Annotated in this window: 28 protein-coding genes and 1 pseudogene; 19 read left to right on the forward strand and 10 right to left on the reverse strand. The window is 61.9% G+C overall.

Translation table 11 applies throughout. From position 1 onward, the window contains the following. Positions 1 to 10 precede the first annotated feature (10 nt). Positions 11 to 1,159 (reverse strand): pyridoxal phosphate-dependent aminotransferase, encoded by a 1,149-nt coding sequence (locus tag AC1DYO_RS28245; protein WP_477267681.1) that lies wholly within the window; start codon positions 1,157 to 1,159, stop codon positions 11 to 13. 156 nt (positions 1,160 to 1,315) lie between these two features. On the opposite strand from AC1DYO_RS28245, the gene AC1DYO_RS28250 reads away from it, so the two are divergent. The 6 genes from AC1DYO_RS28250 to aat all read left to right on the forward strand — a co-directional run bounded on the left by AC1DYO_RS28250 (position 1,316) and on the right by aat (position 6,646). Then, positions 1,316 to 2,728, forward strand: a complete 1,413-nt coding sequence (locus AC1DYO_RS28250; protein ID WP_477267682.1) for a M48 family metalloprotease — start codon at positions 1,316 to 1,318, stop codon at positions 2,726 to 2,728. Positions 2,729 to 2,785: 57 nt separating this feature from the next. Continuing rightward, a complete protein-coding gene (locus AC1DYO_RS28255; RefSeq protein WP_477267683.1) occupies positions 2,786 to 3,589 on the forward strand; it encodes a DsbA family protein in 804 nt (267 codons plus the stop codon). Between the two features lie 150 nt (positions 3,590 to 3,739). Next, a complete protein-coding gene (aroQ, locus tag AC1DYO_RS28260) occupies positions 3,740 to 4,174 on the forward strand; it encodes a type II 3-dehydroquinate dehydratase (RefSeq protein WP_112564337.1) in 435 nt (144 codons plus the stop codon). 26 nt (positions 4,175 to 4,200) lie between these two features. Continuing rightward, positions 4,201 to 4,662, forward strand: a complete 462-nt coding sequence (gene accB / locus AC1DYO_RS28265; RefSeq protein WP_477267684.1) for an acetyl-CoA carboxylase biotin carboxyl carrier protein — start codon at positions 4,201 to 4,203, stop codon at positions 4,660 to 4,662. 10 nt (positions 4,663 to 4,672) lie between these two features. Next, positions 4,673 to 6,016 (forward strand): acetyl-CoA carboxylase biotin carboxylase subunit, encoded by a 1,344-nt coding sequence (gene accC, locus AC1DYO_RS28270; protein ID WP_477267685.1) that lies wholly within the window; start codon positions 4,673 to 4,675, stop codon positions 6,014 to 6,016. A 12-nt stretch (positions 6,017 to 6,028) separates the two neighbouring features. Next, positions 6,029 to 6,646: a leucyl/phenylalanyl-tRNA--protein transferase gene (aat, locus tag AC1DYO_RS28275; protein WP_477267686.1), complete on the forward strand. Its 618-nt coding sequence runs from the start codon at positions 6,029 to 6,031 to the stop codon at positions 6,644 to 6,646. 9 nt (positions 6,647 to 6,655) lie between these two features. On the opposite strand, the gene AC1DYO_RS28280 is transcribed toward aat, so the two are convergent. From AC1DYO_RS28280 to AC1DYO_RS28290, 3 genes are all read right to left on the reverse strand, one after another. After that, entirely contained in the window at positions 6,656 to 7,042 is a 387-nt protein-coding gene (locus tag AC1DYO_RS28280; RefSeq protein ID WP_477267687.1) for a hypothetical protein, read from the reverse strand. Between the two features lie 75 nt (positions 7,043 to 7,117). Then, a complete protein-coding gene (locus tag AC1DYO_RS28285; RefSeq protein WP_477267688.1) occupies positions 7,118 to 7,669 on the reverse strand; it encodes a DUF2155 domain-containing protein in 552 nt (183 codons plus the stop codon). A 115-nt stretch (positions 7,670 to 7,784) separates the two neighbouring features. Beyond that, positions 7,785 to 8,183, reverse strand: a complete 399-nt coding sequence (locus AC1DYO_RS28290) for an NADH:ubiquinone oxidoreductase subunit NDUFA12 (protein ID WP_477267689.1) — start codon at positions 8,181 to 8,183, stop codon at positions 7,785 to 7,787. A gap of 225 nt (positions 8,184 to 8,408) precedes the next feature. On the opposite strand from AC1DYO_RS28290, the gene panB reads away from it, so the two are divergent. The 3 genes from panB (at position 8,409) to AC1DYO_RS28305 (ending at position 11,476) form a co-directional block, all read left to right on the forward strand. Further along, entirely contained in the window at positions 8,409 to 9,239 is an 831-nt protein-coding gene (panB, locus tag AC1DYO_RS28295; protein WP_477267690.1) for a 3-methyl-2-oxobutanoate hydroxymethyltransferase, read from the forward strand. After that, positions 9,236 to 10,093 carry a pantoate--beta-alanine ligase gene (panC, locus tag AC1DYO_RS28300; RefSeq protein WP_477267691.1) on the forward strand — a complete coding sequence of 286 codons (858 nt, stop codon included), beginning with the start codon at positions 9,236 to 9,238 and terminating at the stop codon, positions 10,091 to 10,093. Before panB ends, panC begins: the two co-directional genes overlap by 4 nt. Before the next feature lie 222 nt (positions 10,094 to 10,315). After that, positions 10,316 to 11,476, forward strand: a complete 1,161-nt coding sequence (locus AC1DYO_RS28305) for a helix-turn-helix transcriptional regulator (protein WP_477267692.1) — start codon at positions 10,316 to 10,318, stop codon at positions 11,474 to 11,476. Positions 11,477 to 11,505: 29 nt separating this feature from the next. Here AC1DYO_RS28305 and AC1DYO_RS28310 read toward each other — a convergent pair whose 3' ends face one another. Together AC1DYO_RS28310 and gatB are read right to left on the reverse strand one after the other, a co-directional pair. Beyond that, positions 11,506 to 11,994, reverse strand: coding sequence for an N-acetyltransferase family protein (locus tag AC1DYO_RS28310; protein WP_477267693.1), 489 nt, complete (start codon positions 11,992 to 11,994; stop codon positions 11,506 to 11,508). Further along, positions 11,995 to 13,557, reverse strand: coding sequence for an Asp-tRNA(Asn)/Glu-tRNA(Gln) amidotransferase subunit GatB (gene gatB / locus AC1DYO_RS28315; protein ID WP_477267694.1), 1,563 nt, complete (start codon positions 13,555 to 13,557; stop codon positions 11,995 to 11,997). A 130-nt stretch (positions 13,558 to 13,687) separates the two neighbouring features. Between gatB and AC1DYO_RS28320 the strand changes: the two are divergent. Further along, positions 13,688 to 13,789, forward strand: a pseudogene (locus AC1DYO_RS28320) (YjhX family toxin); the annotation flags it as partial. A 49-nt stretch (positions 13,790 to 13,838) separates the two neighbouring features. On the opposite strand, the gene AC1DYO_RS28325 reads toward AC1DYO_RS28320, so the two are convergent. Both AC1DYO_RS28325 and AC1DYO_RS28330 read right to left on the reverse strand, forming a co-directional pair. After that, the gene (locus AC1DYO_RS28325) at positions 13,839 to 14,270 is read right to left on the reverse strand and encodes a CBS domain-containing protein (RefSeq protein WP_477267695.1); all 432 of its coding nucleotides are present in this window, start codon (positions 14,268 to 14,270) and stop codon (positions 13,839 to 13,841) included. An 89-nt stretch (positions 14,271 to 14,359) separates the two neighbouring features. Further along, positions 14,360 to 15,121, reverse strand: a complete 762-nt coding sequence (locus tag AC1DYO_RS28330; protein ID WP_477267696.1) for a rhomboid family intramembrane serine protease — start codon at positions 15,119 to 15,121, stop codon at positions 14,360 to 14,362. 272 nt (positions 15,122 to 15,393) lie between these two features. Here AC1DYO_RS28330 and AC1DYO_RS28335 point away from each other — a divergent pair, with 272 nt between their 5' ends. The 8 genes from AC1DYO_RS28335 to AC1DYO_RS28370 all read left to right on the forward strand — a co-directional run bounded on the left by AC1DYO_RS28335 (position 15,394) and on the right by AC1DYO_RS28370 (position 22,397). Further along, the gene (locus tag AC1DYO_RS28335) at positions 15,394 to 16,476 is read left to right on the forward strand and encodes a WD40/YVTN/BNR-like repeat-containing protein (protein WP_477267697.1); all 1,083 of its coding nucleotides are present in this window, start codon (positions 15,394 to 15,396) and stop codon (positions 16,474 to 16,476) included. Positions 16,477 to 16,481: 5 nt separating this feature from the next. Beyond that, positions 16,482 to 16,775, forward strand: a complete 294-nt coding sequence (locus tag AC1DYO_RS28340; RefSeq protein ID WP_477267698.1) for a MoaD/ThiS family protein — start codon at positions 16,482 to 16,484, stop codon at positions 16,773 to 16,775. A gap of 528 nt (positions 16,776 to 17,303) precedes the next feature. Further along, positions 17,304 to 17,942, forward strand: coding sequence for a PAS domain-containing protein (locus AC1DYO_RS28345; RefSeq protein ID WP_477267699.1), 639 nt, complete (start codon positions 17,304 to 17,306; stop codon positions 17,940 to 17,942). A gap of 242 nt (positions 17,943 to 18,184) precedes the next feature. After that, complete coding sequence (locus AC1DYO_RS28350) at positions 18,185 to 18,802, forward strand: PilZ domain-containing protein (protein ID WP_477267700.1); 618 nt, start codon at positions 18,185 to 18,187, stop codon at positions 18,800 to 18,802. Between the two features lie 419 nt (positions 18,803 to 19,221). Next, on the forward strand, positions 19,222 to 19,830 hold the full coding sequence (locus tag AC1DYO_RS28355) for a transglutaminase-like cysteine peptidase (protein ID WP_477267701.1): 609 nt from the start codon (positions 19,222 to 19,224) through the stop codon (positions 19,828 to 19,830). 325 nt (positions 19,831 to 20,155) lie between these two features. Next, positions 20,156 to 20,905 carry an NYN domain-containing protein gene (locus tag AC1DYO_RS28360; RefSeq protein WP_477267702.1) on the forward strand — a complete coding sequence of 250 codons (750 nt, stop codon included), beginning with the start codon at positions 20,156 to 20,158 and terminating at the stop codon, positions 20,903 to 20,905. A gap of 182 nt (positions 20,906 to 21,087) precedes the next feature. Next, the gene (locus AC1DYO_RS28365) at positions 21,088 to 21,753 is read left to right on the forward strand and encodes an integrase (RefSeq protein WP_477267703.1); all 666 of its coding nucleotides are present in this window, start codon (positions 21,088 to 21,090) and stop codon (positions 21,751 to 21,753) included. A gap of 83 nt (positions 21,754 to 21,836) precedes the next feature. Then, complete coding sequence (locus AC1DYO_RS28370) at positions 21,837 to 22,397, forward strand: ankyrin repeat domain-containing protein (protein ID WP_477267704.1); 561 nt, start codon at positions 21,837 to 21,839, stop codon at positions 22,395 to 22,397. A 45-nt stretch (positions 22,398 to 22,442) separates the two neighbouring features. Here the strand turns inward: AC1DYO_RS28370 and AC1DYO_RS28375 are convergent, their stop codons facing one another. Together AC1DYO_RS28375 and AC1DYO_RS28380 are read right to left on the reverse strand one after the other, a co-directional pair. Further along, positions 22,443 to 22,970: a gamma carbonic anhydrase family protein gene (locus AC1DYO_RS28375; protein ID WP_477267705.1), complete on the reverse strand. Its 528-nt coding sequence runs from the start codon at positions 22,968 to 22,970 to the stop codon at positions 22,443 to 22,445. A gap of 101 nt (positions 22,971 to 23,071) precedes the next feature. Then, positions 23,072 to 23,440: a DUF6949 family protein gene (locus AC1DYO_RS28380; protein WP_477267706.1), complete on the reverse strand. Its 369-nt coding sequence runs from the start codon at positions 23,438 to 23,440 to the stop codon at positions 23,072 to 23,074. A 116-nt stretch (positions 23,441 to 23,556) separates the two neighbouring features. Between AC1DYO_RS28380 and AC1DYO_RS28385 the strand changes: the two genes are divergently transcribed. Then, positions 23,557 to 24,282 (forward strand): hypothetical protein, encoded by a 726-nt coding sequence (locus tag AC1DYO_RS28385; RefSeq protein WP_477267707.1) that lies wholly within the window; start codon positions 23,557 to 23,559, stop codon positions 24,280 to 24,282. The last annotated feature ends 359 nt before the right edge of the window (positions 24,283 to 24,641 follow it).

Below are 24,641 nucleotides of genomic sequence, written 5' to 3' on the forward strand. Positions count from 1 at the left end.
GTCGTCCCCGCTATTTCAGCCAGCGCTCGATGCGCGCCATCGCCTCGACCATGTCGTCATGGCTGCCGGCATAGGAAAAGCGCATCGTGCGGTGTCCGGCCAGCGGATCGAAATCACGGCCGGGCGTCGCCGCCACATGCGCCTCGGCCAGCATTTTGCGCGCAAAGGCCATGCTGTCATTGGTATGCCGGGTTACATCGCAAAAGGCGTAGAAGGCGCCGTCCATGGGTGCCGCCAGCGGAAATCCAAGCTCCGGCAGGCGCTGCATCAAGAGCTCGCGGTTCCAGGCATAGCGCGCCTTCACCTCTTCCAGCTCTTCCGTCGCCTTGAAGGCTTCGATCGCCGCGATCTGCGACAGTTCCGGCGGCGAGATGTAGAGGCTCTGGGCAATGCGCTCGATTGGCCGGACCAGCGCTTCCGGCAGCACCATCCAGCCGATGCGCCAGCCGGTCATGCAATAATATTTCGAGAAGGAATTGATCACCGTCACGCCCGAGCCGTAGGCCAGCGCCGTGGTGTCCGGCGCGGCGTAGGCCAGCCGGTGATAGATCTCGTCGGAAATCACCGCGATGCCGAATTCCTCGGCAGTCGCCACCAGCGCCGACAGCTCGTCGGCGGGAATGACCGCGCCGGTCGGGTTGGCCGGGCTCGCGAACAACACGCCCTTCAGCGGTTTTTCGCGATGTGCCGATTTCAAATGCTCGGCATGCAGATAGGCGTCGCTGCCGAGCTCGATCTCGACGATCTCGATGCCGAGCGCGGCCATGATGTTGCGGTAGGCGGGATAGCCGGGTGCCGCGATAGCGACGCGGTCGCCCGGATCGAACATGGCCAGGAAGGCCAGATTGAAAGCGGCCGACGATCCCGTCGTCACGGCGATGCGGTTCGGCGCGACGTCGATGCCGTAGTGATCGCCGTAATGTCCGGCGATCACCTTGCGCAGATCCGCCAGTCCCAGCGCATCGGTATAGCCGATCCGGCCGATCTTCAGCGCATTCGTCGCCGCTTCCCTGACCCCCACCGGAGCCGGATCGGATGGCTGGCCGACGGCCATGGACACAACAGGCACGCCTGTCGCCTTCAGCCGGTTGGCCTCGGCCAGAATGTCCATGGCGTGAAAGGGCTCGACTTCACCGCGGCGCGACAGCGAAACAACCATTTGACCTCACTCTTTCCGCCCAAACCCGCCGCTCCAGGCGATCAACCCGGGTGGCAGCGCCGCACAAATGCCCGATTGATGTGAGGATCACAAGTTCACCTAGTTTCGGTGCCGACTCTTTTCATCGTTCGCCCGCTCGTTTACCAGTGGACCCTCATGCTGAGCCGACCCAAATCGACGATTTCCAAATCTTCCATCGGGAAGACAGCGCGCGGCTTCGCGACGCTTTTGCTTGCCGCCGCCGTTGCGATCTCCGGCTCGGTGACGGCGTTTGCGCAGGCCGTGCCGGTGGTGCGCGATGCCGAGATCGAGGCGCTGGTGCGCGACTATGCGCGGCCGATCTTCAAGGCGGCTGGTCTCGCCAATGACGGCGTCGATATCGTCCTGGTCAACGATCAGAGCTTCAACGCCTTCGTCACCGGGCGCCGGCTGTTCATCAACACCGGCGCGCTGATGCAGGCCGAAACGCCCAACGAGATTATCGGTGTCATCGCCCACGAAGCCGGCCACATCGCCGGCGGCCACCAGCAGAAATTGCGTGATCAGCTCGAGCGCGCCAAGACGATGGCCATCATCGCCACGCTGCTTGGCGCCGGCGCCATCGTTGCCGGCGCAACCACCAACAGCCGCGGCCTTGCCGGCGCCGGCATGGGCGTCGCTGCCGGCGGCGGCGAGATGGCGCAGCGCAGCATCCTCGCCTACCAGCGCACCGAAGAGTCGACCGCCGACCGCTCGGCGATCACCTATCTCAATGCCACCGGCCAGTCCGGCATGGGCATGCTGAAGACCTTCGCCCGCTTCCAGAACGCGCTGTCTTTGTCCGGCACGCAGGTCGATCCGTACCGGATCAGCCATCCCATGCCGCAAGAGCGCATCGCCAATCTCGAAGTGCTGGTCAAGCAGAGCCCCAATGTCGACAAGGTCGATCCACCGGCACTGCAGCAGCGGCACGACATGATGCGGATCAAGATCGCCGCCTATATGGGCGGCCAGGCTGCCGCGACGCGGCTGATCCGCAAGGCCCCGGGCAGCCTCGCATCGCGCTATGGCGAAGCGCAGATGGCCTATCTCTACGGCAATTTGGGTGCGGCGCTGACCAAGACCAACGCCTTGATCAAGGAACAGCCGAAAAATCCCTACTTCCAGGAATTGCGCGGCGACATCCTGATGAAGGCCAACAAGCCGAAGGACGCGGCGGATGCCTACGCCAAGGCGGTCAGCCTCGATCCGGTGAAGTCAGGTCTGCTGCCGGTTTCGCTCGGTCAGGCACTGATGGCGATCGGTACGCCCGATTCGCTGAAGAAGGCCGTGGTGCAGATCAACAACGGTCTCGGGCGCGACAAGGAAAACACAGATGGGTACCGCTATCTGGCCCAGGCCTATGGCGAGCTCGGCAACATCCCAGCGGCGGAACTCGCCACCGCCGAGGGCCATTTCTATTCTGGCGACTACAAGAATGCGAAAATCTTTGCCATGCGCGCGCAAAAAGACTTGAAGCGCGGCGAGCCCGGCTGGATTCGGGCGCAGGACATCATAAACTACAACCCTTCAGGCAAACTCAAGAAGTGAACCTTCCGGTCGCCCGTAGCGACTAGGATAGACTGGAACCGGCAAGAGGATGAGACGATGAACAAGGCAATATTGCTCGGCACGACGGGAGTGGCGGCTGCTCTTGCCATGCTGGCTTTCGGGTTCGTCGCCGGCAGTCCGCAGATGGCTAAGGCCGATACGGCGCAGATCATGCAGGTAGCGTCCTCGGACACCAAGATCGATCGCGCCGAGGTCGAGGGCATCATCCGCGACTATCTGCTGAAGAACCCTGAGGTTCTGCTCGAAGTGCAGGACGCGCTCGAGGCCAAGCAGAAGGAAGAACAGCGGATCGCCGCCCTCGGCGTCATCAAGGACGCCAAGGAACAGATCTTCAACTCGACCTTCGACGGCGTTGTCGGCAATCCGAACGGCAAGGTCACCATCGTCGAGTTCTACGATTACAATTGCGGCTTCTGCAAACGCGCCATCGAGGACATGCGAGCACTGACCAAGTCCGATCCAGACCTGCGCTTCGTGCTCAAGGAATTCCCGATCCTCGGTCCGGATTCACAGAAGGCCAGCGTCGTCTCGATGGCTTTCCACCTGATGAAGCCGGAAAAATACGGCGAGTTCCACAATGCGCTGCTCGGCGGCCAGGGCCGCGCCACGGAGGCGGCGGCCATCAAGGTGGCGCTGTCGCTCGGCGCCGATGAGGCGACCTTGCGCGAGAAGATGAAGGACCCGACCATCACCGAGGCTTTTACCAAGACCTACGACCTCGCCAACAAGCTGGCCATCACCGGAACGCCGTCCTATGTGGTCGGCAATGAGGTGGTGTTCGGCGCGCTCGGCCAGCAAGTGCTGGCCGAAAAGATCGAGGCGGCGAAAGCCGCGCTCTGATCTTGCGCGCGAGCCTATTTCTCACGGGCAGATTTCCGCCTGTTGTGGACAGTGAAAGATCGCACTTGTGCTCTTTCCGCGGGCAGCTATGCCCATTATAGAAGGCCCTGCGCGCCGGCTTGAGGCTGGCGCCGGAAAAGGTCGGCATTTTTGAAAACGATTTTCGTCCTGAACGGTCCCAACCTGAACGCGCTCGGCAAGCGCGAGCCCGGCATCTATGGCGGCAAGACGCTTGCCGCGATCGCCGACGACTGCAAGCAGGCGGGCGCCGCACTTGGCCTCGAGATCGATTTTCGCCAGTCGAACCATGAAGGCGACCTCGTCGACTGGATCCAGGAGGCCGGCGACAAGGCAGCCGGCATCGTCATCAATCCGGGTGCCTACAGCCATACCTCGATCGCCATTCACGACGCCATTCGCGCTATCGCGCCGTTGCCCGTCGCCGAAGTTCACCTCTCCAACATCCACGCGCGGGAACCATTCCGCCACGTCTCCATGGTTGCGCCGGTTGCTGTCGGCATGATCTGCGGGTTCGGGCCGCTTGGCTACTCGCTGGCGCTGCAGGCGCTGGCGGCACGCCTATGACCGGCCCACAAACAGAAGGCTCGAAAATGTCGATAAAGAAGACCGGTGTTGACCAGCAACTGATCCGCGATCTGGCGGGCATACTGAACGACACCAACCTCACCGAGATCGAGGTCGAGCTCGGCGACCTGAAGGTGCGCGTATCGCGCCAGGCGCCCGCCGTCCACGCCATTGCAGCACCGCAGCCCGGCTATGCGCCGGCAGCGCAGCCCGCGGCGAGCGCAGCTGCCGCACCCGCGGCGGCCGATCCGTCCAAGAACGCGGTCCCCTCCCCGATGGTCGGCACTGCCTATCTTGCCCCCTCGCCCGACGCCAAGGCGTTCATCGAAGTCGGCCAGACGGTCAAGGAAGGCCAGACACTGCTGATCATCGAGGCGATGAAGACGATGAACCAGATTCCTTCGCCGCGCCCCGGCACGGTGACGGCGATCCTGTTCGAGGACGGCCAGCCGGTCGAATACGGCATGCCGCTCGTCGTGATCGAGTAGAGCGGGCCGGATGTTCCAGAAGATCCTCATCGCCAATCGCGGCGAAATCGCGCTTCGGGTGCTGCGCGCCTGCAAGGAACTCGGCATCCAGACCGTGGTGGTGCATTCGACCGCCGACGCTGACGCCATGCATGTCAGGCTCGCCGACGAGAGCGTGTGCATCGGCCCACCGCCGTCGCGCGACAGCTATCTCAACATCCACCAGATCGTTGCCGCCTGCGAAATCACCGGCGCCGACGCCGTGCATCCGGGCTACGGTTTCCTGTCGGAGAACGCCAAGTTCGCCGACATCCTGGCCGCCCATAACATCACCTTCATCGGTCCGTCGGGCGACCATATCCGCATCATGGGCGACAAGATCGAGGCCAAGCGCACGGCAAAGCGCCTCGGCATCCCCGTGGTGCCAGGCTCCGACGGCGCCGTCACCGATCAAAAGGAAGCCAGGCGCATTGCCGCCGAGATCGGCTATCCCGTGATCATCAAGGCATCGGCGGGCGGCGGCGGGCGCGGCATGAAGGTCGCTCTTACCGAGGCTGACCTTGAGATCGCCTTGCAGACAGCGAGCACGGAAGCCGGTGCGGCCTTCGGCGACGACGCCGTCTATATCGAGAAATACCTGGAAAAGCCGCGCCACATCGAGGTGCAGGTGTTCGGCGACGGCGCCGGCCGCGGCGTGCATTTCGGCGAACGCGACTGTTCGCTGCAGCGCCGTCACCAGAAGGTCTGGGAAGAGGCGCCCTCGCCGGCCCTCAACGCCGAGGAGCGCGCCCGCATCGGCGGCATCTGTGCCAGGGCCATTGCCGATCTCGGCTATTCCGGCGCCGGCACGATCGAGTTCCTCTATGAGAACGGCGAGTTCTACTTCATCGAAATGAACACGCGCTTGCAGGTCGAACATCCGGTGACGGAAGCGATCACCGGCATCGATCTCGTGCATGAGCAGATTCGCGTCGCTTCCGGTGGCGGACTTTCGGTGCGCCAGGAGGACATCAAGTTCAACGGCCACGCCATCGAATGCCGCATCAATGCCGAGGATCCGCGCACCTTCACGCCGTCGCCCGGCACGATCACCCATTTCCACACGCCCGGCGGCCTCGGCATCCGCGTCGATTCCGGTGTCTATTCCGGCTACAAGATCCCGCCCTATTACGACAGCCTGATCGGCAAGCTGATCGTGCATGGACGAAACCGGGTCGAATGCATGATGCGGCTGCGCCGGGCGCTCGACGAGTTCGTCGTCGACGGCATCAAGACGACGCTGCCGCTGTTTYGCGACCTCGTCGGCAATGCCGACATCGCCAATGGCGACTACGACATCCACTGGCTGGAAAATTATCTGGCCAAAGAGGAATAAACCAAAGACGCGATGACCCGCCCCTACGCGCCCGGCTATCGCATTCCGACCGACCTTTTGCTCAAGGCCTATGCCTCGGGCGTCTTCCCGATGGCTGAGAGCGCTTCCGACCCTGAGGTGTTCTGGGTGCGGCCGGAGACGCGCGGCATCATCCCGCTCGACGGTTTCCACACGCCGAAGAGCCTGAAGAAGACGATCCGCAAGCACCCATTCGACATCCGCTTCGACTTCGATTTCGAGGCGACGATCGACGGCTGCGCCGAAAAGCGCGAGGAACGTCGCTCGACCTGGATCAACGCGCCGATCCGCGAAGCTTATGTCGAGCTGCACCGGCTGGGGCACTGCCATTCGGTCGAAGCATGGCGCGAGGAACGGCTGGTCGGCGGCCTCTATGGCGTGTCGCTCGGCCGGGTGTTCTTCGGCGAAAGCATGTTCGCTCGCGAGACCGACGCCTCCAAGACGTGCCTCTATCATCTGGTCGAGCGTCTGAAGGCGCGCGGCTTCGCGTTGCTCGACACACAATTCACCACCGAACACCTCAAGCGCTTCGGCGCGGTCGACGTGCCGCGTGGCAAATACGAGAAGATGCTGGCCGATGCGCTGAAGGGCGAAGCGGTTTTTTATCCCTGACCGAGGCCATTAGCCTTTCGCAGCAGCCTCCATTGGCGTCTGCGAATGGAACATCATCTTCCATCCAGTGACGCGATGGACGTAGCCGGTGCTGACCAGCGCCGCGTAGGGCTCGCCGTTTTCCCTGACGGCATGAGCCTCATAAGTCAGCATGATAATGTCGCTGCCGGGCTCGATGATGCCCTTGAGGTCGATCCGCAGATCGCGCCAGCGGTTGGGCTTGGTCGCGGTCTTGGCGAGATCGGCATTGTCCATCGCCTTTGCCATCTCAGGAAACGCGACCAGGCATTCCGTGTCGGCATTGGCCGCGTAGTAGGCCGAGTCACCCGTCCAGAACCCCTTTTCGAGGTCGAGCAGGTCTTTCTTGCTGGCGGTAATCCGCTTGCTGTCTGACATCTGGAAATCCTCCAAGCGCATAAATGCGCGGTCATCCATGGCCCAACGCATGGTGGCCACGACGGTTCCGGAAGATCAGTTGGTGGTGGTTGCGTCCGGTTCCGCGGGGTCTGGCTGTTCCGCAGCCGGAGCCGCAGCGGGCTTCGGCTTTGAGGTATCGACCTTGGGGGTCTCGGCCTTGGCCGCATCGGGCGGCGGCACATCCGACTTCTGCTTGCAGCCCTTCAGCCACACGTCATAGACGGCGTGCTCGACGGCATTGAGGCCGGGGCTTTCGGCAAACATCCAGCCGGTGAAGATGCGGCGAATCTTGCGGTCGAGCGTGATCTCGTCCACCTCGACGAAGGAATCGGTCTTCGGTTCCTCGTTCTCCGGCCGCGAATAGCAGATGCGCGGCGTCACCTGCAAAGCGCCGAACTGCACGGTTTCGTCGATATAGACATCGAAGGTGATGATGCGGCCGGTGATCTTGTCGATGCCGGCAAATTCCGCGACCGGGTTGGTGATGCGATCCGAGATTGCCGGCGCCGCGGCAGGCTCCTGGGCTGCCGCAAACGCGGTCGGGCACATGGCAACAGCGGCAACTGCCGTCAGTCCGGCCATCGATGTCAGGCTGAAAATGTTCATGCGGAGATACCGGTGGTTTGGGCCCGGGTGATTCTGTCACGCCCAAGGCTATTCGCCGTTGTCATATCAGCAAGCAGCTAAACGCCAATTGTGGCGACAAAAGACCGGCCGGCGATCAAGAACCAGGCGTCCACGCATCATAGTCGCCCGTCACCTGCGGACGGTGCTGATTGGTGAGCACGGAGCCCTTCGGGCGATAGGCCGCCGGCGTTCCCGTGAGGTTCGGTTCGTGCGCCTTTTCCCATTCGCGCGGGCGATAGTCGTCGCTCGGCGGCGCGACATCGACGCGGTGATGCATCCAGCCGTGCCAGCCTGGCGGAATCGCCGAGGCTTCCGAATAATTGGCGTAGATGACCCAGCGGCGGGTGCGGCCTTCCGAATCGACGCCGCCTTCGTAGTAGACATTGCCGGTCACGTCCTGGCCGACCTTGCTGCCGTGGCGCCAGGTGTGGAAACGCGTTCCCAGCGTCTGGCTGTTCCACCAGGTGAAAAACTGCAGAAGGAAAGTTTTCATTCAAATCCTCGCGGCGCGCGCGGCGGTGCCTGCTTCCTGCTTATGGCGTCAGGCCTTCGCGAAGGCAAGGGTTTTGCGGTGCCTGCGGCACTGACGGCATGCCGAAAGGCTCTGTCATTGGCCGATCTATTTCGCAACTGCGAACAGGCGCTTGCCAAGCCGGCTGTGTGTTCCTAAAGCTCTGCGCAGCCGGCGCTGGTCAACGCCGGCTGCGGGAGGTGAGGAATGGCCCCAGCTGTCGTCAGGATCAGCGCGGAGACGATACGCACCCGCAAGGGCGGCGTGCCGATCGTCTGCCTGACCGCCTACACCTATCCCATCGCCCGCCTGCTCGACGACCATGTCGACCTGCTCCTGGTCGGCGATAGCGTTGCCATGGTGCTGCACGGCCACGAGACCACGCTCGGCGCTTCGCTGGAGATGATGATCTCCCATGGCCAGGCTGTGATGCGCGGGTCGGCCAAGGCCTGCGTGGTGGTCGACATGCCGGCCGGCAGCTATGAGAATTCGGCCGCGCAAGCCGTTGCCTCGGCGCGCCGCATCGTCGAGGAAACCGGCTGCCACGCGGTGAAGCTGGAGGGCGGCGTTGACGTCGCTGGCCAGATCGCGGCAATCGTCGCGGACGGCATTCCAGTCATGGGCCATATCGGCCTGCAGCCACAATCGGTGGAAAAGGACGGCGGCTACAAGATCAAGGGCCGCACGCCGGAGAATGTGGCCGCCCTCATGCGTGACGCCGACGCAGTCGAGAAGGCCGGCGCGTTTTCGCTGGTTATCGAAGGCACGGTCGAGACCGTCGCCGCCGATCTGACCCGGCGCATCGCCATTCCGACCATCGGCATCGGCGCCAGTAGCGATTGCGACGGCCAGATCCTGGTCATCGACGACATGATCGGCCTGACCGTCGACCGGGTGCCGAAATTCGTCAAGGAATATGCCGATTTGCGCAGCGTGGTCGCCAACGCCGCCAAGCGTTACGCGGCAGAGGTACGCAGCCGAACCTTCCCCGGACCAAGCCACGTCTTTTCAGCAAAAACAGGCAAGGACAACGCATGAACCAGCCGGTCGTTGTCGACACTGTGCTTGCCCTTCGCGCGCAGATTCGCGACTGGCGGCGCGACGGCCTCAGCGTCGCCATGGTGCCGACCATGGGCGCGCTGCATGACGGCCATATCTCGCTGGTCAGGGCCGCGCTTTCGACGGCCGATCGCTGCATCGTCTCGATCTTCGTCAATCCAGCCCAGTTCGCCCCAAGCGAAGACCTCGACAAATATCCGCGCCAGCTGGCGCGTGACCTCGACCGGCTGACGCAAGCCGGCGCCCATCTTGCCTTCACGCCGACGGTTTCCGAGATGTACCCGACTGGCTTTGCGACGAAGATTTCGGTTGGCGGCCCGTCTGCTGGCCTGGAGTCGGATTTCAGGCCGACCTTCTTCGATGGCGTCGCCACGGTCGTGGCCAAGCTGTTCCTGCAAGCCCTGCCCGATCGCGCTATTTTCGGCGAAAAGGACTACCAGCAGCTTTGCGTCGTCCGAAAACTCTGCCGCGATCTCGACCTGCCGGTGTACATTGTCGGCGCGCCAACGGTGCGCGACGCGCACGGCCTCGCAATGTCGTCGCGCAATGCCTATCTCGGCGCGGCCGAACTCGGTGTCGCACGGCAGCTCAATGTCATCCTGCGTCAGGCGGCGGCAGCGCTTGCAGCCGGCACTGACGAAAGTAGCGTGACCGCCAAGGCTGCTGCCGCGCTTCTCGAGGCAGGCTTCGACAGCGTCGACTATGTCGCCGCGCGCGAGAGCCTGACCCTTGCCCCCTGGCGGCGTGACAGCGACGGCCGCCTCCTCGCCGCAGCCTGGCTTGGCAAGGCCAGGCTGATCGACAATGTGGAAGTTTCCTCATTTATTCCCTGAAAATTTCCAAATTCGTTCACTTTGATTTGTATCGCAGATTGGCCCGAGCGCTCTTACACAACAGCCCCTCAGGCACGTATTGGCTGGTCTGATAGCGATCACAACACTCCAAACGCCGCTGTGAGACGTTTCACAGACGTAACGTACCCGGCAATGTTGTGTGAGACCTCAGGCAGAGACAATGTGTTACCTGCCACTACGCTGCGATACATACGAGGCTCTATGTCTATCCAGGCCAACATATTCGGTCGCGCTCTGCCGCAGATCGTCGAGGCTATCTACGATTCGATTGCCGATGTCGGGCGTTGGCAGTCGACACTCGAGGCGATCTGCAAATTGGCGATTGGCCGGCTTGCCATGCTGGCAGTCGTCGACACATCAAGCAACTCCGCCCGGTTTTCGATGTCCTGCGGCGACCCTGCACTGCTTGAGCCGCTGCAGCGCGACTACGCCTGCGAAGTGCCTTTCTTAAAGGCGCTGCCGAAGATGGACATCGACATGCCGTTCACCGTCGATAGCGTTTATGCGCTGCAAGGCCCCGATGCCCGGCAGAACTGGATCGAAAGCCGCATCGTGCGCGAGTGGGTGGAACCCAACCGTCTCGACGATTTCTTCTGGGTGGCGCTGATGAAGCAGCCGACCCGCACCGGCACGCTGATGGTGGTGACCGACAAGGACAGACCGCAGATTTCAGCCAGGGATATCGACCTGATTTCCACGCTCGCACCACATGTCCGCCGAGCGGTGACCATCGGCGACCTGTTCGAGGCCGAGCGGCGCAAGGCTGACATCTTTGCCTCGATCATCGAGAGCCTCGACCATCCGGTGCTGATCGTCGCCGACGACATGCAGATCATTTTCGCCAACCCGGCAGCCGAAGCGCTGCTCGCGCAAAACACCTCAGTGTCCTCGGTTCGCGGCCAGCTCTCCTTCACCTATGCCAATGCCAACACAGCGATCGGCAGCGCCGTCCAGCTCGGCACGCGAAACGAATTCGCGCTCGGACCTTCCGGCATCAACATTCCCCTGGCGAGGGCCATGGCTCCGGCGGTGGCGCATGTCATGCCGCTGGCGCGACGCGACATTTCGGCCCGCATGTCGCAACGCGCCGCCGCCGCCATCTTCATTGCCGCTGCCGGCGCCGCACCGGTGCCGGCGCTGGAGGCGATCGCGGCACTGTTCGGCCTGACCGCGGCGGAAAAGCGTGTCGCCGGCCATGTCGCCGCCGGATTGACACGGCGTGAAATCGCGGCTGCCAGCGGCGTCTCGGATGGCACCGTCAAATCACAACTGGCGACGATCTTCGACAAGACCGCCACCGGCGACCAACGAGAGCTGGCGCTCCTGATGCGCGAATTGACGCCGCCGCTGCACGCGATCTGATTTCTTGCGCCCGGCCGGTTCCGGTGACGCTAGCCGATAGCCTTCTCGAAGATCAGCGCCGGCAATCCCGAGCCGCCACCGCAATCGGTGGTGCTGCCGGCCGGCAGAAAGCCTTTCGAGAGGTAGAAGTCGATGGCCGGTTTGTTGGCTTCTTCGACCTCGACGCGCAAGATGTTCGCTTCGGGAAAGCTGGCCTCGACCTCGTCCAGCAAGGCCTGGCCGATGCCTTGCCTCTGGCAGGCGGGCAGCACATAGAGCTGGTTCAACAGCACGATCTTTGGATCCGTAGTAGCGGCGGCGAAAGCCATGCCGCCAATGCGCTTGCCGTCATCGGCGACCAGCAACTCGGAATTCGGCCGCGTCAGCCGCGCCTTGAGCGAGGCGATCGAATGCCAGTCGTCGGTGATTTCGGTCACCCGTTTGGCGCCATAGATCGCATCGTAGGTCGCGTGCCAGGTTTCGACCAGCAACGCGCGGATGGCGGCAAGGTCGCGTTCCCCGGCGGTGCGGACGAACATCTATTCGATGCCGAGCTTGGCCTTGACCAGGTCGTTGACCGCCTGCGGGTTGGCCTTGCCGCCGGTTGCTTTCATCACCTGGCCGACGAACCAGCCGGCCATGGTCGGCTTGGCGCGGGCCTGTTCGACCTTGTCGGGGTTGGCGGCGATCACCTCGTCGACCGCCTTCTCGATGGCGCCGGTGTCGGTGACCTGCTTCATGCCGCGGCTTTCGACCAGCTGGCGCGGATCGCCGCCCTCGTTCCAGACGATCTCGAACAGATCCTTGGCGATCTTGCCGGAGATGGTGCCTTCCTTGATGAGGTCGATGATGCCGCCGATCTGGCCAGGGTACATCGGCGACTCCTCTATCGTTTTGCCAGCTTTATTCAGGGCGGCCATAAGATCGTTGATCACCCAGTTTGCCACAACTTTGGCATCTCTAACTGTGATCTCCCCCGGAGCCTTCTTTTGATGCAATTGGCCGGGAAAAACCTCCAGATCACTAGGTCTAACGACGCGTTCGAAATAATCGGCGATCGGCTTTTCCGACACAAGGATCGAGGCGTCGTAGGTCGACAGCCCCAGCGAAGAGATCAGCCGCGCCTTCTTGTCGTCGGGCAGTTCCGGCAACTCCTTGGCCAGTGCATCGACATAGGCCTGGTCGAATTCCAGCGGCAGAAGATCGGGATCGGGGAAGTAGCGGTAGTCATGCGCCTCTTCCTTGGTGCGCATCGAGCGCGTCTCGCCCTTGACGGCGTCGAACAGCCGCGTCTCCTGGTCGATCTTGCCGCCATCCTCGAGGATGGCGATCTGGCGGCGCGCCTCGAACTCGATGGCCTGGCCGATGAAACGGATCGAGTTGACGTTCTTGATCTCGCAGCGCGTGCCGAATTCGCCGCCCGGCTTGCGCACCGACACGTTGACGTCGGCGCGCATCGAGCCTTCGTCCATGTTGCCGTCGCAAGTGCCGAGATAGCGCACGATGGTGCGCAGCTTGGTGACGTAGGCCTTGGCCTCGTCTGCCGAGCGCATGTCGGGCTTGGAGACGATCTCCATCAGCGCCACGCCCGAGCGGTTGAGATCGACATAGGACATGGTCGGATGCTGGTCGTGCATCGACTTGCCGGCGTCCTGTTCCAGGTGCAGGCGCTCGATGCCGATCTCGATGTCCTCGAACTCGCCCTGCCGGTCGGGGCCGACCGAAATGACGATCGTGCCTTCGCCGACGATCGGCTGCTTGAACTGCGAGATCTGGTAGCCCTGCGGCAGATCGGGATAGAAGTAGTTTTTCCGGTCGAACACCGACTTGTGGTTGATCTGCGCCTTCAGTCCGAGACCGGTGCGGATCGCCTGCTTGACGCATTCCTCGTTGATGACCGGCAGCATGCCGGGCATGGCCGCGTCGACCAGGCTGACATTGGCGTTGGGCGCCGCGCCGAAAGTCGTCGACGCCCCGGAAAACAGCTTTGCTTCCGAAGTCACCTGCGCATGGACTTCGAGGCCGATGATGATCTCCCAATCGCCGGTGGCGCCGGGGATAAAACGTTTGGCGTCGGGCGTGCGGGTATCGATGAGGGTCATGGTGGCCTGCGTACTTTGAATTCTCGGATATGCATAAGACGCATATTTGGATGTGAAACTTCGCTAGTGCAAACCGCCAAAAGAGACAAGGCCAAAGCCGCATGCCGGCCTTTTCAGCCGCTTTCGCCTAAAAACTGAGCGAAGGAAGGCGGTTTCATCTTGCGATGGCGGCCCCTACCGCATCACAAGGCGCGGACTGCAACTCGTCCGCTCCGAACTCGACAACCGATAGGGCAAAATACCGCCGGCCGGCATTCCGGCCGGCGGTTTCTTATCGCGGGTCAGGCCGTAGCGATATAGGCCCTGATTTCGTCAGCCTCGCGTTCGACATCCTCTATACGACGCTTGACCACGTCGCCGATCGACACGATGCCATCGAGCATCCCGTCCTTTTCCACCGGCAGATGGCGGAACCGGCCCCGGGTCATGATCTCCATCACCTCGTTGACCGTGTGGTTCTCGTTGCAGATCTTCACTTTCGGCGTCATCGCCGAGCGCACCGCAATATCAAGTGCGGCAGCGCCTTCCTTGGCAACCACCCGCACGATGTCACGCTCGGAAAGGATGCCGACGATCTTGTGATCGCCATTGGTGATGACCAGTGCACCGATCTTGTGGTCGGCCAGGATTCGAATGGCTTCGCTCAGCTTTTCATTCGGCCCGAGCGTGAACACGTCATGGCCTTTTTTCTCGAGAATTGCCTTAACCGTCATGGCGTCCTCCTCCTCCTGCTTGGCTAGCCAGCTCCCCCCTGACCGGCTTCACATAAGAGTGAACATCGTGCGCCGTGATCGGTTGCTTTTCAAGTGTGCTGGTCGTCAGGGATTTCCCATTCAGGCGCCTGCCAGCGCCGGTCGAACCAGCGCAATCCGAAGAAGCCGGCAACGAGGCCGCCAATATGCGCCTCCCAGGCGATCTGGCCGGCCTCGCCGAGCCCGAGGCCGTAAAGGCCGGTGACAAGATTGATGATCATCCAGGCGCCGAGAAAGTTGACAACGCCGCGCATGCGCAGAACGATTGCGATCGGCAGCACGGGGCCGGCAAAGGCAGCCCCGCCGGACCAGCGGTCGGTACGGAACCCGAAACGCGCCGCCGCACCCATCATGCCCGATATCGCGCCGGAAGCGCCGACTAGCGGCGCCTCACCAAATGGGTGGACCGCCCAGAACAGCACCACCGCGGCCAATCCGGTGACGGCGAAAAACAACGCGAACCGGAACCAGCCAAGACGGTTGGCCAGCGGCGAACCGAAGGCGGCCAATGCAACCATGTTGATGGCAATATGGGCAAGGCCGCCATGCATGAAGGCATAGGTGAAAGGACGGGTGAAGAGGAACCAGTCGAAGCCGTATTGCCCGGTGTAGAGGACAGGAATGAAGGCCCCGTCGGTGAGCAGCGTTATCTGCTGCTCTTCGGTCAGCACATATTGCTGCAACAGGAAGACGGCCACACAGATGCCGATCACCGCCAGCACCACCGGTGGCAGGTTGAACACCGGCTCGCGACGCGGCGGCGGCGCCTCCTCGGTCTGTTCGGTCTCGGTGGGGCTTATCGGTTCGCTCATTCACTTGGGTCCAGGGATTCGTTCCGCGAGCTTTAGAGCAAGGATGCTTCGGTTGAAACTGCCCTGCATCCTCTAACACCTCGCATGGCGCGCTCCAGCGCGGCGTCAGGTGATGACAGCACAAATCGCGCTGTCCCCGATGGCAGAGCCAGGCAGGCGGCATATCTTCTCACCTTGGCCTCGACGGGTTTAGACTAAAAAAATCGTTGGCCCTGTCGGCCAGGCCCGCGCTCCGCCGTCCTTGATGAAAGGGACGCAATCGGGAGGAGAAAATGCCGGAAAAAATCCTCGTGCTCATCGGCACGAAAAAAGGCGCCTTCATCGCCGAGAGCGATGGCAAGCGCGGGTCGTGGAAGCTGCGCGGTCCGTTCTGCGAGCACTGGCCGATGAACCATGTCGTCGGCGACCCCGAGACCGGCGCGATCTACGGCGCCGGCGGCAACGAATGGTTCGGTCCGGCGGTCTGGAAGTCGGACGACCTTGGCCAGACCTGGACGCATTCCAGCGAGGGCTTGGCCTATGCGGCTGGCGAGGAACCGGTCAAGGCGGTGTGGAGCCTCGCCAGGCGCAACGGCAGCCTCTATGCCGGCGTGCAGCCGGCCGGCCTGTTTCGCTCCGACGACGGCGGGGCCACCTGGAGCCACATCGAGGGTCTGCAGCATCACCCAAGCCGCAAGGACTGGAATCCAGGTGGCGCGGGCCTCATCCTCCATTCCATCGTCACGCACCCCAGAGACGAGGCGCAGATCTGGGTGGGCATCTCGTCCGCAGGCGTGTTCTACACCTGGGACGGCGGCAAGACGTGGGAGCCGCGCAACCGTGGCACCCGCGCCGACTTCCTGCCCGAAGGACAAAACTATCCAGAATTTGGCCAGTGCGTGCATTGTCTGGTGATGGCGCCCAGCAAGCCCGACCGGCTCTACCAGCAGAACCATTGCGGCATGTACCGCTCCGACGATGGCGGCAAGAACTGGCAGAGCATCGAGAAGGGCCTTCCCTCGACCTTCGGTTTTCCTGCGGCCACGCATCCGCGCGACGCCGACACGCTCTTCCTTCTGCCGCTCAACGGCGACAGCGCCGGCCGTTACGTGCCGGACGCGAAGGCGGCGGTCTGGAAGACGGAGGATGCGGGCGCCACATGGCTCGACGAGCGCAAGGGTCTGCCGCAGGAGAACTGCTATGCGGGCGTGTTGCGGCAGGCTATGGCGACCGACAGCCTCGAGCCGGCCGGAGTCTATTTCGGCACCAGCGGCGGCTCGCTCTTTGCCAGCGCCAACGAAGGCGAAGACTGGTCGGAGATCGCTCAGCACCTGCCCACGATTCTGTCCGTCGAGACGATGGTGGTGGGAGAGTAGGGCAAATGTCGAACAACCCCGCCCGCAGTGTGCACCATGTTATCGCGCGGCTCCCGGGCGTGCTCATCGACCTGTTTCCTGGCGCGCCGCGCCGGGTCGAACTGCCGGCCTCGACTGTGAAGGAAATGATCGACGGGCTGGACGCGCTCTGGCCCGGCATGCGCGACCGGATGTGCGATTCCCGCCCTGCCATCCGCCGCCATATGAACGTTTTCGTCGATGGCGAGAAGGCAACCCTGGAAACCAGGCTCGCGCCCGGCACCGAGGTTTTTATCCTGACGGCAATCAGCGGCGGTTAGGCCAGGGAAGACAGGTAGCCCACCCTCCCGACGATATCTCCTGGCCGTAAGCGAGGGAGAGGAGAAGGGATCAGTTGGAGGGATCCAGCTGGTGGCAGCCGCGTTCATCGCTCGCCAACGGCAGGAAGCTTGGCGTCGAGACGCCTCGACCGCTTCGAAGCCATTGGCAAATGTTGCTGTTGGCTGGCCGCAACGCATCTCGACCGCGAATCACCGGGCGTGAATCAAAAAGAAGCCGTCCAAGGTTTCCCTTGAACGGCTGGTCGAGCCCCCTTGCTCCCCTAAAACTTTGACCGAAGTGCTGTTGGTCGTCGCTAAAACGACCGCTTCTGGAGTGGTTTTTGTGTGCCACGACGGCCGTCGGCGCGCAACGTAAACCACTTGTTAACCTTAACGTCCCCGACCCGTGAACAAGTGTTAACGACGCTGGCACGCATCCTGCTCCGGAACGCATGTAGGTCATCGGAGGGCGCCCTTTCTGTTCACCGATGGGACCATCAGACGGCAGATTGCGCGGAGTTGCATACCATGAACCAGAACGGATCAATCACGCTGTTCCATTATTGGAACCGACTGCGTGATGGACGTGCTGCGCCAAAGCGTTCGGAGGTCGAACCGGCCGATATCAAGGCGCTTTTGGCCGACACCTTCATCCTGGAAAAGGATACGCGCGGCGAAGCGGTGTTCCGGCTTGCCGGCACCAGGCTTTGCGCCGGCTACGGCCGCGAACTCAAGGGTTTTTCGTTTCCCTCGTTGTGGCGCGCGAAGGACCAGCGGCTGGTGTCGCGGCTCATTCACGGAGTTTTCGAGCAGAAATCCGTGGTGCTCATCACCTATGAGGGGTTCAGCCGCAACGGCCGTTCCAACCGCTTCGAACTGCTTGCCTTGCCTCTCGACGGCGGCGTCGAGAACCCGCGCTGCCTCGGCGTCGTCAGCGCCGTCGAAAAGCCGTTCTGGCTGGGCGCCGACCCGATCACCGACGCGCTGATCGACGCCATTCGCGTCATCGATCCCGACAAGGAACCGATGTTCCTGAAAAACCGGCCGGAAATACCGGTTCCCTCACTGGCTCCCACCGAGCTCGACGCCCCGGAGACCATCTCGGCGCTCGGCCGGTCGCGTCGCATCCGCCACTTGGTCGTGTTCGACGGTGGGCGTGGGGAATAATGCATGGCGCTCAAAAGTGACCCCGGACTGGCCCCCGATTTTGAGAAAGCGACATGCATAATGACAAAGGCCTGAAGCGAGTCGCCTGAATCCATTCAAACGCGACGCGCTTTAGGCTCAAATCCAGGGCCTGGCTTTAAGTATTGGCGACCCGCTTTTCCCCTTTGTTAACCTGATTTGCTGTAGCGTTTCGGCGTGAAGTTCCACGCACGGCGCGGGAATGCCAAGGGGTGTAGGCAGTCATGAGGTCAGCGGCGGTCGAATATGCGCCGTCCCGCGCCGAAAGGCGTAACTTTCAGCGCGTCCGGGTCAAGATCTACGGGCGCTTCATGCTGGAGGACCGCACCGAACACCCCTGCCAGGTGGTCGACATGTCGCCGGGCAACGTCGCGCTGCGCACCGACCGTGTCGGCATGCCGGGCGAAAAAGTCATTGCCTATATCGATCATATCGGCCGCATCGAGGGCGTGGTGACGCGCACCTCGCAGGACGGCTTTGCCATGACCGTCATTGCCTCGGATCGCAAGAAGGACAAGCTTGCCGCGCAGTTGACCTGGCTCGCCAACAAGCACGAGCTCGACCTGCCGGAAGATCGCCGCCACGAACGCGTGGCGCCGCGCAACCCGACCAGCGTGCTGCAGCTCACCGACGGGCGTCAGTACCAGTGCCGCATCATCGACCTGTCATTGTCGGGCGCGGCGGTCGAGATCGACGTCAAGCCGGCGCTCGGCATCCAGGTGACGCTCGGAACCATGCGTGGCCAGGTGGTGCGTCATTTCGAGGACGGCGTCGCCATCGAATTCGCTGTCATCCAGCGCCCGGAAACGCTTGATTCCGAGTTCAACGCGCCGCGCGCCTGAACGATCGGCAACACGCAGCAAAAACGAACCGGCCCTTAGCGGCCGGTTTTTTGTTGCCCGGCATTCCATCTGGTTCTTCTTCTGGAGCAATTCCAGGAAAAGTGTGAAGCGGTTTTCCCGGGAAAAGCGCGTAGCGCTTTCCCTTGGGAATTGCTCCAAAACAAAGAGTTAGAGCGGGTCGCCGTGTTCCGTGAAACGGTGAACTGCTCTAGCGGTGCGGCACGTCGCAAATCCATGGCTCCACCCGGAATCCGAGCCCCCGACACCGCGGTTTTGCGTCGAGATCTGAACGATTTTATATTAAAATAGATCAAATTTTACGCTTATTCTATTGAGGTTTTACTCAATGTCTACTTCGCGTTTTTGCGTCAAATAAATCCAACGCTGCCATTGTCTTCTCAAACGGGGAGACTGACCAAATGGCGAAGACGTGGGGCAAGCTGTTGCTCTTGGCAATGGCGATGCAGCTTTCCGCTTGGGGAACGGCGGAAGCAGCGGGGCCGGCCTACATGCACACTGGCGGCCGCACCACACAGCCGGTTGGTCACTACGAATTCTGCCAGAAGCTGCCGCAGGAATGCGCGCAGCGGACACCGAAGCAGGCGCCGGTCGAACTGACCCGCAAGCTGTGGGCGGCAATCGTCAACGTCAACAATTCGGTCAACACCCGGATCGTTCCGCGCACCGACATGGAAATGTGGGGCAAGGAAGAGGTCTGGTCCTATCCCGACAGCGGCTTCGGCGACTGCGAGGATTATGCGCTGGAGAAGCGCCGCGAATTGATGGCGCTCGGCGTTCCCGCCGGCAATCTGCTGATGACGGTAGCGCGCCAGCCGAACGGCGACGGCCATGCCGTGCTGACCGTGCGCACCAGCCTCGGCGAGTTCATACTCGACAATCTGGAGTCCAAGGTGCTGTCCTGGACCGACACCGACTACACCTACCTGAAGCGCCAGTCCGATCAGAATTCCGGCGTGTGGGTAACGATCAATGACGGCCGCGCCGACGCGGTTGCCAGCGTCCGTTAGGACGCGGGAACAAAAAAGCGTCCGCTAACGACGCCGAATAGGAAAACGCGCCCGCTCGGGGCGCGACGAGAAAGCCCGGTCGAGTCCCCACCCTCCCCGTCCCCAACGACCGGGTTTTAGGAGCCGGCCCCGTCCCCGGGCCGGCTCCACCATTTCTGGCGGTAACTCATTGAAATCTTGATAAATATCACGATCACAATAGCTTAGATTTCTGTTTGCTGCCCACCTCTGCTACAACAGCAAAGTTGCGCGAACCGCGGATCGGCAATGGGTTTGCCGGCTAGAGTTCGAAGCTCGAGAGTGCGCCAGCCGCAGGAAATGTCGCATGCCGACCGAACCCCGATCACCGCGCCTTGCGGTTCTTATCGACGCCGACAACGCTTCTGCCAAGATTGTCGACGGCCTATTCGAGGAGATTGCGAAGATCGGTGAGGCCAGTGTCCGCCGCATCTACGGTGACTTTTCAAACGCCCGGTCGAAGGGATGGGCTGACGTCCTGTCAAAGCATGCGATCATTCCGCAGCAGCAGTTCGCTTATACCACCGGGAAGAACGCGTCCGATATCACACTGGTGATCGACGCCATGGACCTGCTCCATAGCGGTCGCTTCGACGGCTTCTGCTTGGTTTCATCCGACAGTGATTTCACCCGGCTTGCTGCACGTATACGCGAACAAGGCGTTGATGTGTTCGGGTTCGGGGAGCAGAAAACTCCGGAAAGTTTTCGGCAAGCATGTCGCCGTTTCGTCTACATTGAAAATCTTTTGCGTGGCGTGGAGAACGTGCAAGACGCCGCGCCGGTAGCGAAGCCGCTGGAGATGAGCGTCGCAACGCCTATCCTGAGGAAGGTCATCGGCCAGATGGATAGTGAGGATGGTTGGGTGCTTCTCGGCACTTTCGGGAAGCAGCTCTTAAATCTCTTCTCCGACTTCGACCCTCGCACCTACGGCTTCAGCAAACTCAGCGATCTGGTGAGGAAGACAGCTGCGTTCGAGATCGAAAACCCCAAAGGTGGGGCTATGCGAATACGGGTCAAACCTGCACCAGCGAAGAAGGCCAGAAGCACGTCCGGGTGACTGCTATAGTTATCGGAAGGCTGCATTCCGAACCGTTTCCGGCTTTCGTCTCAGATTTGGTACAGAAAGGTATGTCGGTGTCAGTTCAACTCTACGCACAATATCGGCGAAYGCTGAAAGCCGCGCCGTTTTGCGCCGACTATGCCGACTACGAATGGTACAGATTGCCTAGCAGGATGCATATGTCACTGATGGCATATGGGACCATGCTTCAGGAATTTTCCAGCGAGATCGCAAACGAGATCAACGCCCTGATCAATTACGTCCATAGCTTGGCTGCGTGGGAAATGGTGTTGAGGCCTCTTGATGACAAAAGGCGCCTCTCGGCACTGGTCGAGTTGGTCGATCCGCTTGCAACCGTCGCATTAAATTTGCCCTATGCCATCCGCTCAAGATTCATTTTCGCAACCGCACATCTCACTCATCAAGCAAATCGCCTTCTTGATCCGCACGGGTGGGTAGACGATTTGGCTGCTGACGAGAAGATTGACTTTTCTGAAGCTGACCGATGCGGGGGCCAGTGGAAGAACTACAAGGCACTAAAGCGCTCGCTTGAGAGGATTTCAGCCAAAGACCATCAGGCCGCAACTAGGCATTTTCGTAACAAATACAATCATCGCATACCGCCTGGAATTGGACTTGGCCTCACCGGGATGGTTACCCGGCACCGGGATCCAAAGACCGGACAGACAAGATACGATTTTGGATTTACTCGGCCATTGAGCATTGAAGAGATCGTGCGACAGCTCTCGCAACAATGCGTCCTTTGTTACAAGGCGTTCGAGAAATTCAAAACCCTGATTGTTGAGCACCAAGTATTAATCCAAGCGAACTCGCGGCAACCTTAGCCAAGCCCGTGCCCCTCTGGCCAGCTTGCCAGGAGCGGCTGATCAAGGCCTCTGCGGTCAAATACACTTTCGGACGCAATGCGATGTTGGAAATCCCGGAAGATCGATGCGAGCGCCATCGCCTGTTCAAGGCGATCGACGATGCCTTCAAGGCCGGCGATTTCGTGGGCCTCGGCGTGGCCTTGGGCAGTTCGCCACGCTGGTTCGATGAGCGCATGCCATTCGAGCTCGGCCTCGGGCATCCGCTGGAATATGCGATCTATTGGAGCCCCATAGGCTTCATCTCGACATTGTTGCATGCGGGCTCGGATCCGAATTACGGGGATCACGGTGGGTTTCCGGCAATCATTGCTGCGCTGTCCACCGACCGAACCGACAGACTGGAAATCGTCCGGGTGTTGATCGACGGTGGCGCCGACCCCGACATGCGGGGCGTGAACGACTGGACGCCGCTTCACTATGCGGTGGCCATCCGCAGTGTCGATGCGATCCGCCTGCTTTTGGCGGCGGGGGCCAACCCGGCGCTGAAAACCCGGATTGATGACTGTACGACGCCCCTTGAGGAAGCCGACAATGCCGGCTTTGAAGCCGGCGCTTCATTGCTGCGCGATGCAATGGCCGGGCGCGGCTCCGACGGACGGTGAGTTGGGCGCAATGAACCGCCGGCGACAAGGATTGGCCGGCTGGCCTTACGTCTCTTTCAGCCCGGCCTTGAACCGCTTGCCGTTGGCGACATAGAGCGCGGCAGAGGCGCGCAGCCTGGCGACCGCGGCTTCGTCCAGCGTCCTGATTACCCGCGCGGGCGAGCCGACGATCAGGCAATTGTCGGGGAATTCCTTGCCTTCGGTTACCAGCGCGCCGGCGCCGACCAGTGAGTTCTTGCCGATCCTGGCGCCGTTGAGGACGATGGCGCCCATGCCGATCAGGCTGTTGTCGCCGATCGTGCAGCCATGCAGCAAAGCGCGGTGGCCGATGGTGCAGCCTTGCCCGATCGTCAGCGGAAAGCCGGGGTCGGTGTGCATCACCGTGTGCTCCTGGACATTGCTGTCGGCGCCGATGACGATTGGCTCATTGTCACCGCGGATGACCACGCCGAACCAGAAGCCGGCATTGCGGCCGACCTCGATGTCGCCGATCAACGTGGCGTCCGGCGCGATCCAGTTCGAGTCGGCATCCTCGAAACGGGGCGCCTTTCCGTCGATCGCATAGGTCGGCATTTTTAGTCTCCGATTCGTCTCAGGCCGAGACGAACCCTAAAACAATCCGAGGAAAACCGCGTGGCGGTTTTTCCTAGGGAAACCGCGTAACGGTTTTCAGTTCAAGACAAATACCGGGCCAGCGATTCCACCAAAAGCTGAGCCGCTCCGGGGGAGCCGACGCCCCAGGAGGCAATGGCGATCAGCACGATGCCCAGCGCCAGCGCCCAGGCCATCACGGTGCAGCCGCAAGACATCAGCATCAGCGTCGAAATGCGGCCTTCGCGCCGCGCATCGAGCGCATCGTTGGCGAGCATGAACGGCCCGGCGCAAGCGGTCGCGGCCAGCGAGCGCAGGATGTGCGACGGCGACACGTAGGGCTCGACAAACGCAAGCCGGCGGCCGGCCGCCAGTTCCATCACGGATCCGGTGAGCCCGCAGGCGGTGAGCCCGACGGCAAAAGCGAAGAGAACGGGCATCAGCAGGCTCATCTTTACCTTCCGTTTACCATGAAATCGCACAGTCGCGTCCAACAGCCGCGCTGCAAGGGCCATGCCGCGGCATGTGTGCCGTCCAAGGACAGGGGGCGGCGAAACTGGGGATTGCGATGAAGCAGGCAGCGACCGCCGAAGAATTCAACGTCGTCGATTCCGTGCTGATGAAGCGGGTGTTTTATGCCTTTGCGGCACTTGCGCTGCTGTCGCTGGCGATCAGCCTTGGCGGCAAATGGTTCGGCCGCTCGATCGCCATGGCCGGCTACACCGATGACACCACGGTCCACCGGGTGGTGATCGGCAACAATGTCATTGCCGTGCCGGCCAACGCCATCCGCTTCCTGCAGGCGCGCCGCGAAGGCATCGCTTCGCGCCTCGACCTCTATCTGCGCTATCCCCAGATGGAAGGTTACAGCGAAGCCGCCCGCGATGATTTCAACCACACGGGAACGGCCAAAAACATCATCTTCCTGTCGTTCGAGCAGCAGATGATGTCGCGCGACATGAGCGGCCGTTTCGCGCCGATCTACAGCGCGCTGATCAGCCAGCCCGGAACGCCCGGCCCCGGCGGCACGATGATTTACGGTTTCAACGAAAAATCGGGCTATCTCAACGAGGTGCTTGCGGTTGCCGGCCGCCCCGGCAAGGAGCCGTTCGTCGCCCGCTGCCTGAGCGGACCAAGTGCCGAGGAATCGCTGGCGCCCTGCGAGCGCGACATCCAGGTCGGCGACAGCCTCAGCCTTACCTACCGCTTTCCCCAGGAATTCCTGGGCAATTGGCAGGCGCTCGACGCGGCAATCGTCGCCGAGGCCACACGCGTCTTAAAGACGGGACGATAGCGGCCCCCTACTTTCGTCATCCACGGGCGGAGCGGGCGCGAAGCGATCGCGCAGACCCGAGGATCCATGCCGCGACTTTCAGGTGACGAAGCGGTGCAGAATTTGATGTTGGAAGTAGAGAAGGCAGTTCTGGACCGCCACATTCCTGGGCCGATGTCACGGCATTGATCCCAGGGTCTCCGCGACGCCGCTGCGCGGCTGCTTCGCCCTGGGATTGTTTGAGAAGGATCGGTTAGTTTGGCGGCCGGGACTGCGGCCCATCACAGCCAGCAGTCCCGGCGGCAGGCGACCGTCCCTAGGATCGGGCAACACCCGACGTCATCAAGGTCCCTGCCGTCTTTGTCCGCCATCGCTTGGAG

The organism is Mesorhizobium sp. P2_F5, assembly GCF_056403715.1.

What these genes read in the sequence shown, in the direction of transcription:
- AC1DYO_RS28335 (WP_477267697.1), top strand. Translation starts at nt 15,394, where the DNA reads ATGCCGGAAAAAATCCTCGTGCTCATCGGCACGAAAAAAGGCGCCTTC.
- AC1DYO_RS28340 (WP_477267698.1), top strand. Translation starts at nt 16,482, where the DNA reads ATGTCGAACAACCCCGCCCGCAGTGTGCACCATGTTATCGCGCGGCTC.
- AC1DYO_RS28310 (WP_477267693.1), bottom strand. Translation starts at nt 11,994, where the DNA reads ATGTTCGTCCGCACCGCCGGGGAACGCGACCTTGCCGCCATCCGCGCG.
- AC1DYO_RS28355 (WP_477267701.1), top strand. Translation starts at nt 19,222, where the DNA reads ATGGCGAAGACGTGGGGCAAGCTGTTGCTCTTGGCAATGGCGATGCAG.
- accB (WP_477267684.1), top strand. Translation starts at nt 4,201, where the DNA reads ATGTCGATAAAGAAGACCGGTGTTGACCAGCAACTGATCCGCGATCTG.
- AC1DYO_RS28280 (WP_477267687.1), bottom strand. Translation starts at nt 7,042, where the DNA reads ATGTCAGACAGCAAGCGGATTACCGCCAGCAAGAAAGACCTGCTCGAC.
- panB (WP_477267690.1), top strand. Translation starts at nt 8,409, where the DNA reads ATGGCCCCAGCTGTCGTCAGGATCAGCGCGGAGACGATACGCACCCGC.
- AC1DYO_RS28285 (WP_477267688.1), bottom strand. Translation starts at nt 7,669, where the DNA reads ATGAACATTTTCAGCCTGACATCGATGGCCGGACTGACGGCAGTTGCC.
- AC1DYO_RS28255 (WP_477267683.1), top strand. Translation starts at nt 2,786, where the DNA reads ATGAACAAGGCAATATTGCTCGGCACGACGGGAGTGGCGGCTGCTCTT.
- AC1DYO_RS28385 (WP_477267707.1), top strand. Translation starts at nt 23,557, where the DNA reads ATGAAGCAGGCAGCGACCGCCGAAGAATTCAACGTCGTCGATTCCGTG.
- AC1DYO_RS28250 (WP_477267682.1), top strand. Translation starts at nt 1,316, where the DNA reads ATGCTGAGCCGACCCAAATCGACGATTTCCAAATCTTCCATCGGGAAG.
- AC1DYO_RS28370 (WP_477267704.1), top strand. Translation starts at nt 21,837, where the DNA reads ATGTTGGAAATCCCGGAAGATCGATGCGAGCGCCATCGCCTGTTCAAG.
- AC1DYO_RS28365 (WP_477267703.1), top strand. Translation starts at nt 21,088, where the DNA reads ATGTCACTGATGGCATATGGGACCATGCTTCAGGAATTTTCCAGCGAG.
- AC1DYO_RS28350 (WP_477267700.1), top strand. Translation starts at nt 18,185, where the DNA reads ATGAGGTCAGCGGCGGTCGAATATGCGCCGTCCCGCGCCGAAAGGCGT.
- AC1DYO_RS28330 (WP_477267696.1), bottom strand. Translation starts at nt 15,121, where the DNA reads ATGAGCGAACCGATAAGCCCCACCGAGACCGAACAGACCGAGGAGGCG.
- panC (WP_477267691.1), top strand. Translation starts at nt 9,236, where the DNA reads ATGAACCAGCCGGTCGTTGTCGACACTGTGCTTGCCCTTCGCGCGCAG.
- AC1DYO_RS28290 (WP_477267689.1), bottom strand. Translation starts at nt 8,183, where the DNA reads ATGAAAACTTTCCTTCTGCAGTTTTTCACCTGGTGGAACAGCCAGACG.
- AC1DYO_RS28375 (WP_477267705.1), bottom strand. Translation starts at nt 22,970, where the DNA reads ATGCCGACCTATGCGATCGACGGAAAGGCGCCCCGTTTCGAGGATGCC.
- AC1DYO_RS28345 (WP_477267699.1), top strand. Translation starts at nt 17,304, where the DNA reads ATGAACCAGAACGGATCAATCACGCTGTTCCATTATTGGAACCGACTG.
- AC1DYO_RS28380 (WP_477267706.1), bottom strand. Translation starts at nt 23,440, where the DNA reads ATGAGCCTGCTGATGCCCGTTCTCTTCGCTTTTGCCGTCGGGCTCACC.
- aat (WP_477267686.1), top strand. Translation starts at nt 6,029, where the DNA reads ATGACCCGCCCCTACGCGCCCGGCTATCGCATTCCGACCGACCTTTTG.
- gatB (WP_477267694.1), bottom strand. Translation starts at nt 13,557, where the DNA reads ATGACCCTCATCGATACCCGCACGCCCGACGCCAAACGTTTTATCCCC.
- AC1DYO_RS28360 (WP_477267702.1), top strand. Translation starts at nt 20,156, where the DNA reads ATGCCGACCGAACCCCGATCACCGCGCCTTGCGGTTCTTATCGACGCC.
- AC1DYO_RS28245 (WP_477267681.1), bottom strand. Translation starts at nt 1,159, where the DNA reads ATGGTTGTTTCGCTGTCGCGCCGCGGTGAAGTCGAGCCCTTTCACGCC.
- AC1DYO_RS28325 (WP_477267695.1), bottom strand. Translation starts at nt 14,270, where the DNA reads ATGACGGTTAAGGCAATTCTCGAGAAAAAAGGCCATGACGTGTTCACG.
- AC1DYO_RS28305 (WP_477267692.1), top strand. Translation starts at nt 10,316, where the DNA reads ATGTCTATCCAGGCCAACATATTCGGTCGCGCTCTGCCGCAGATCGTC.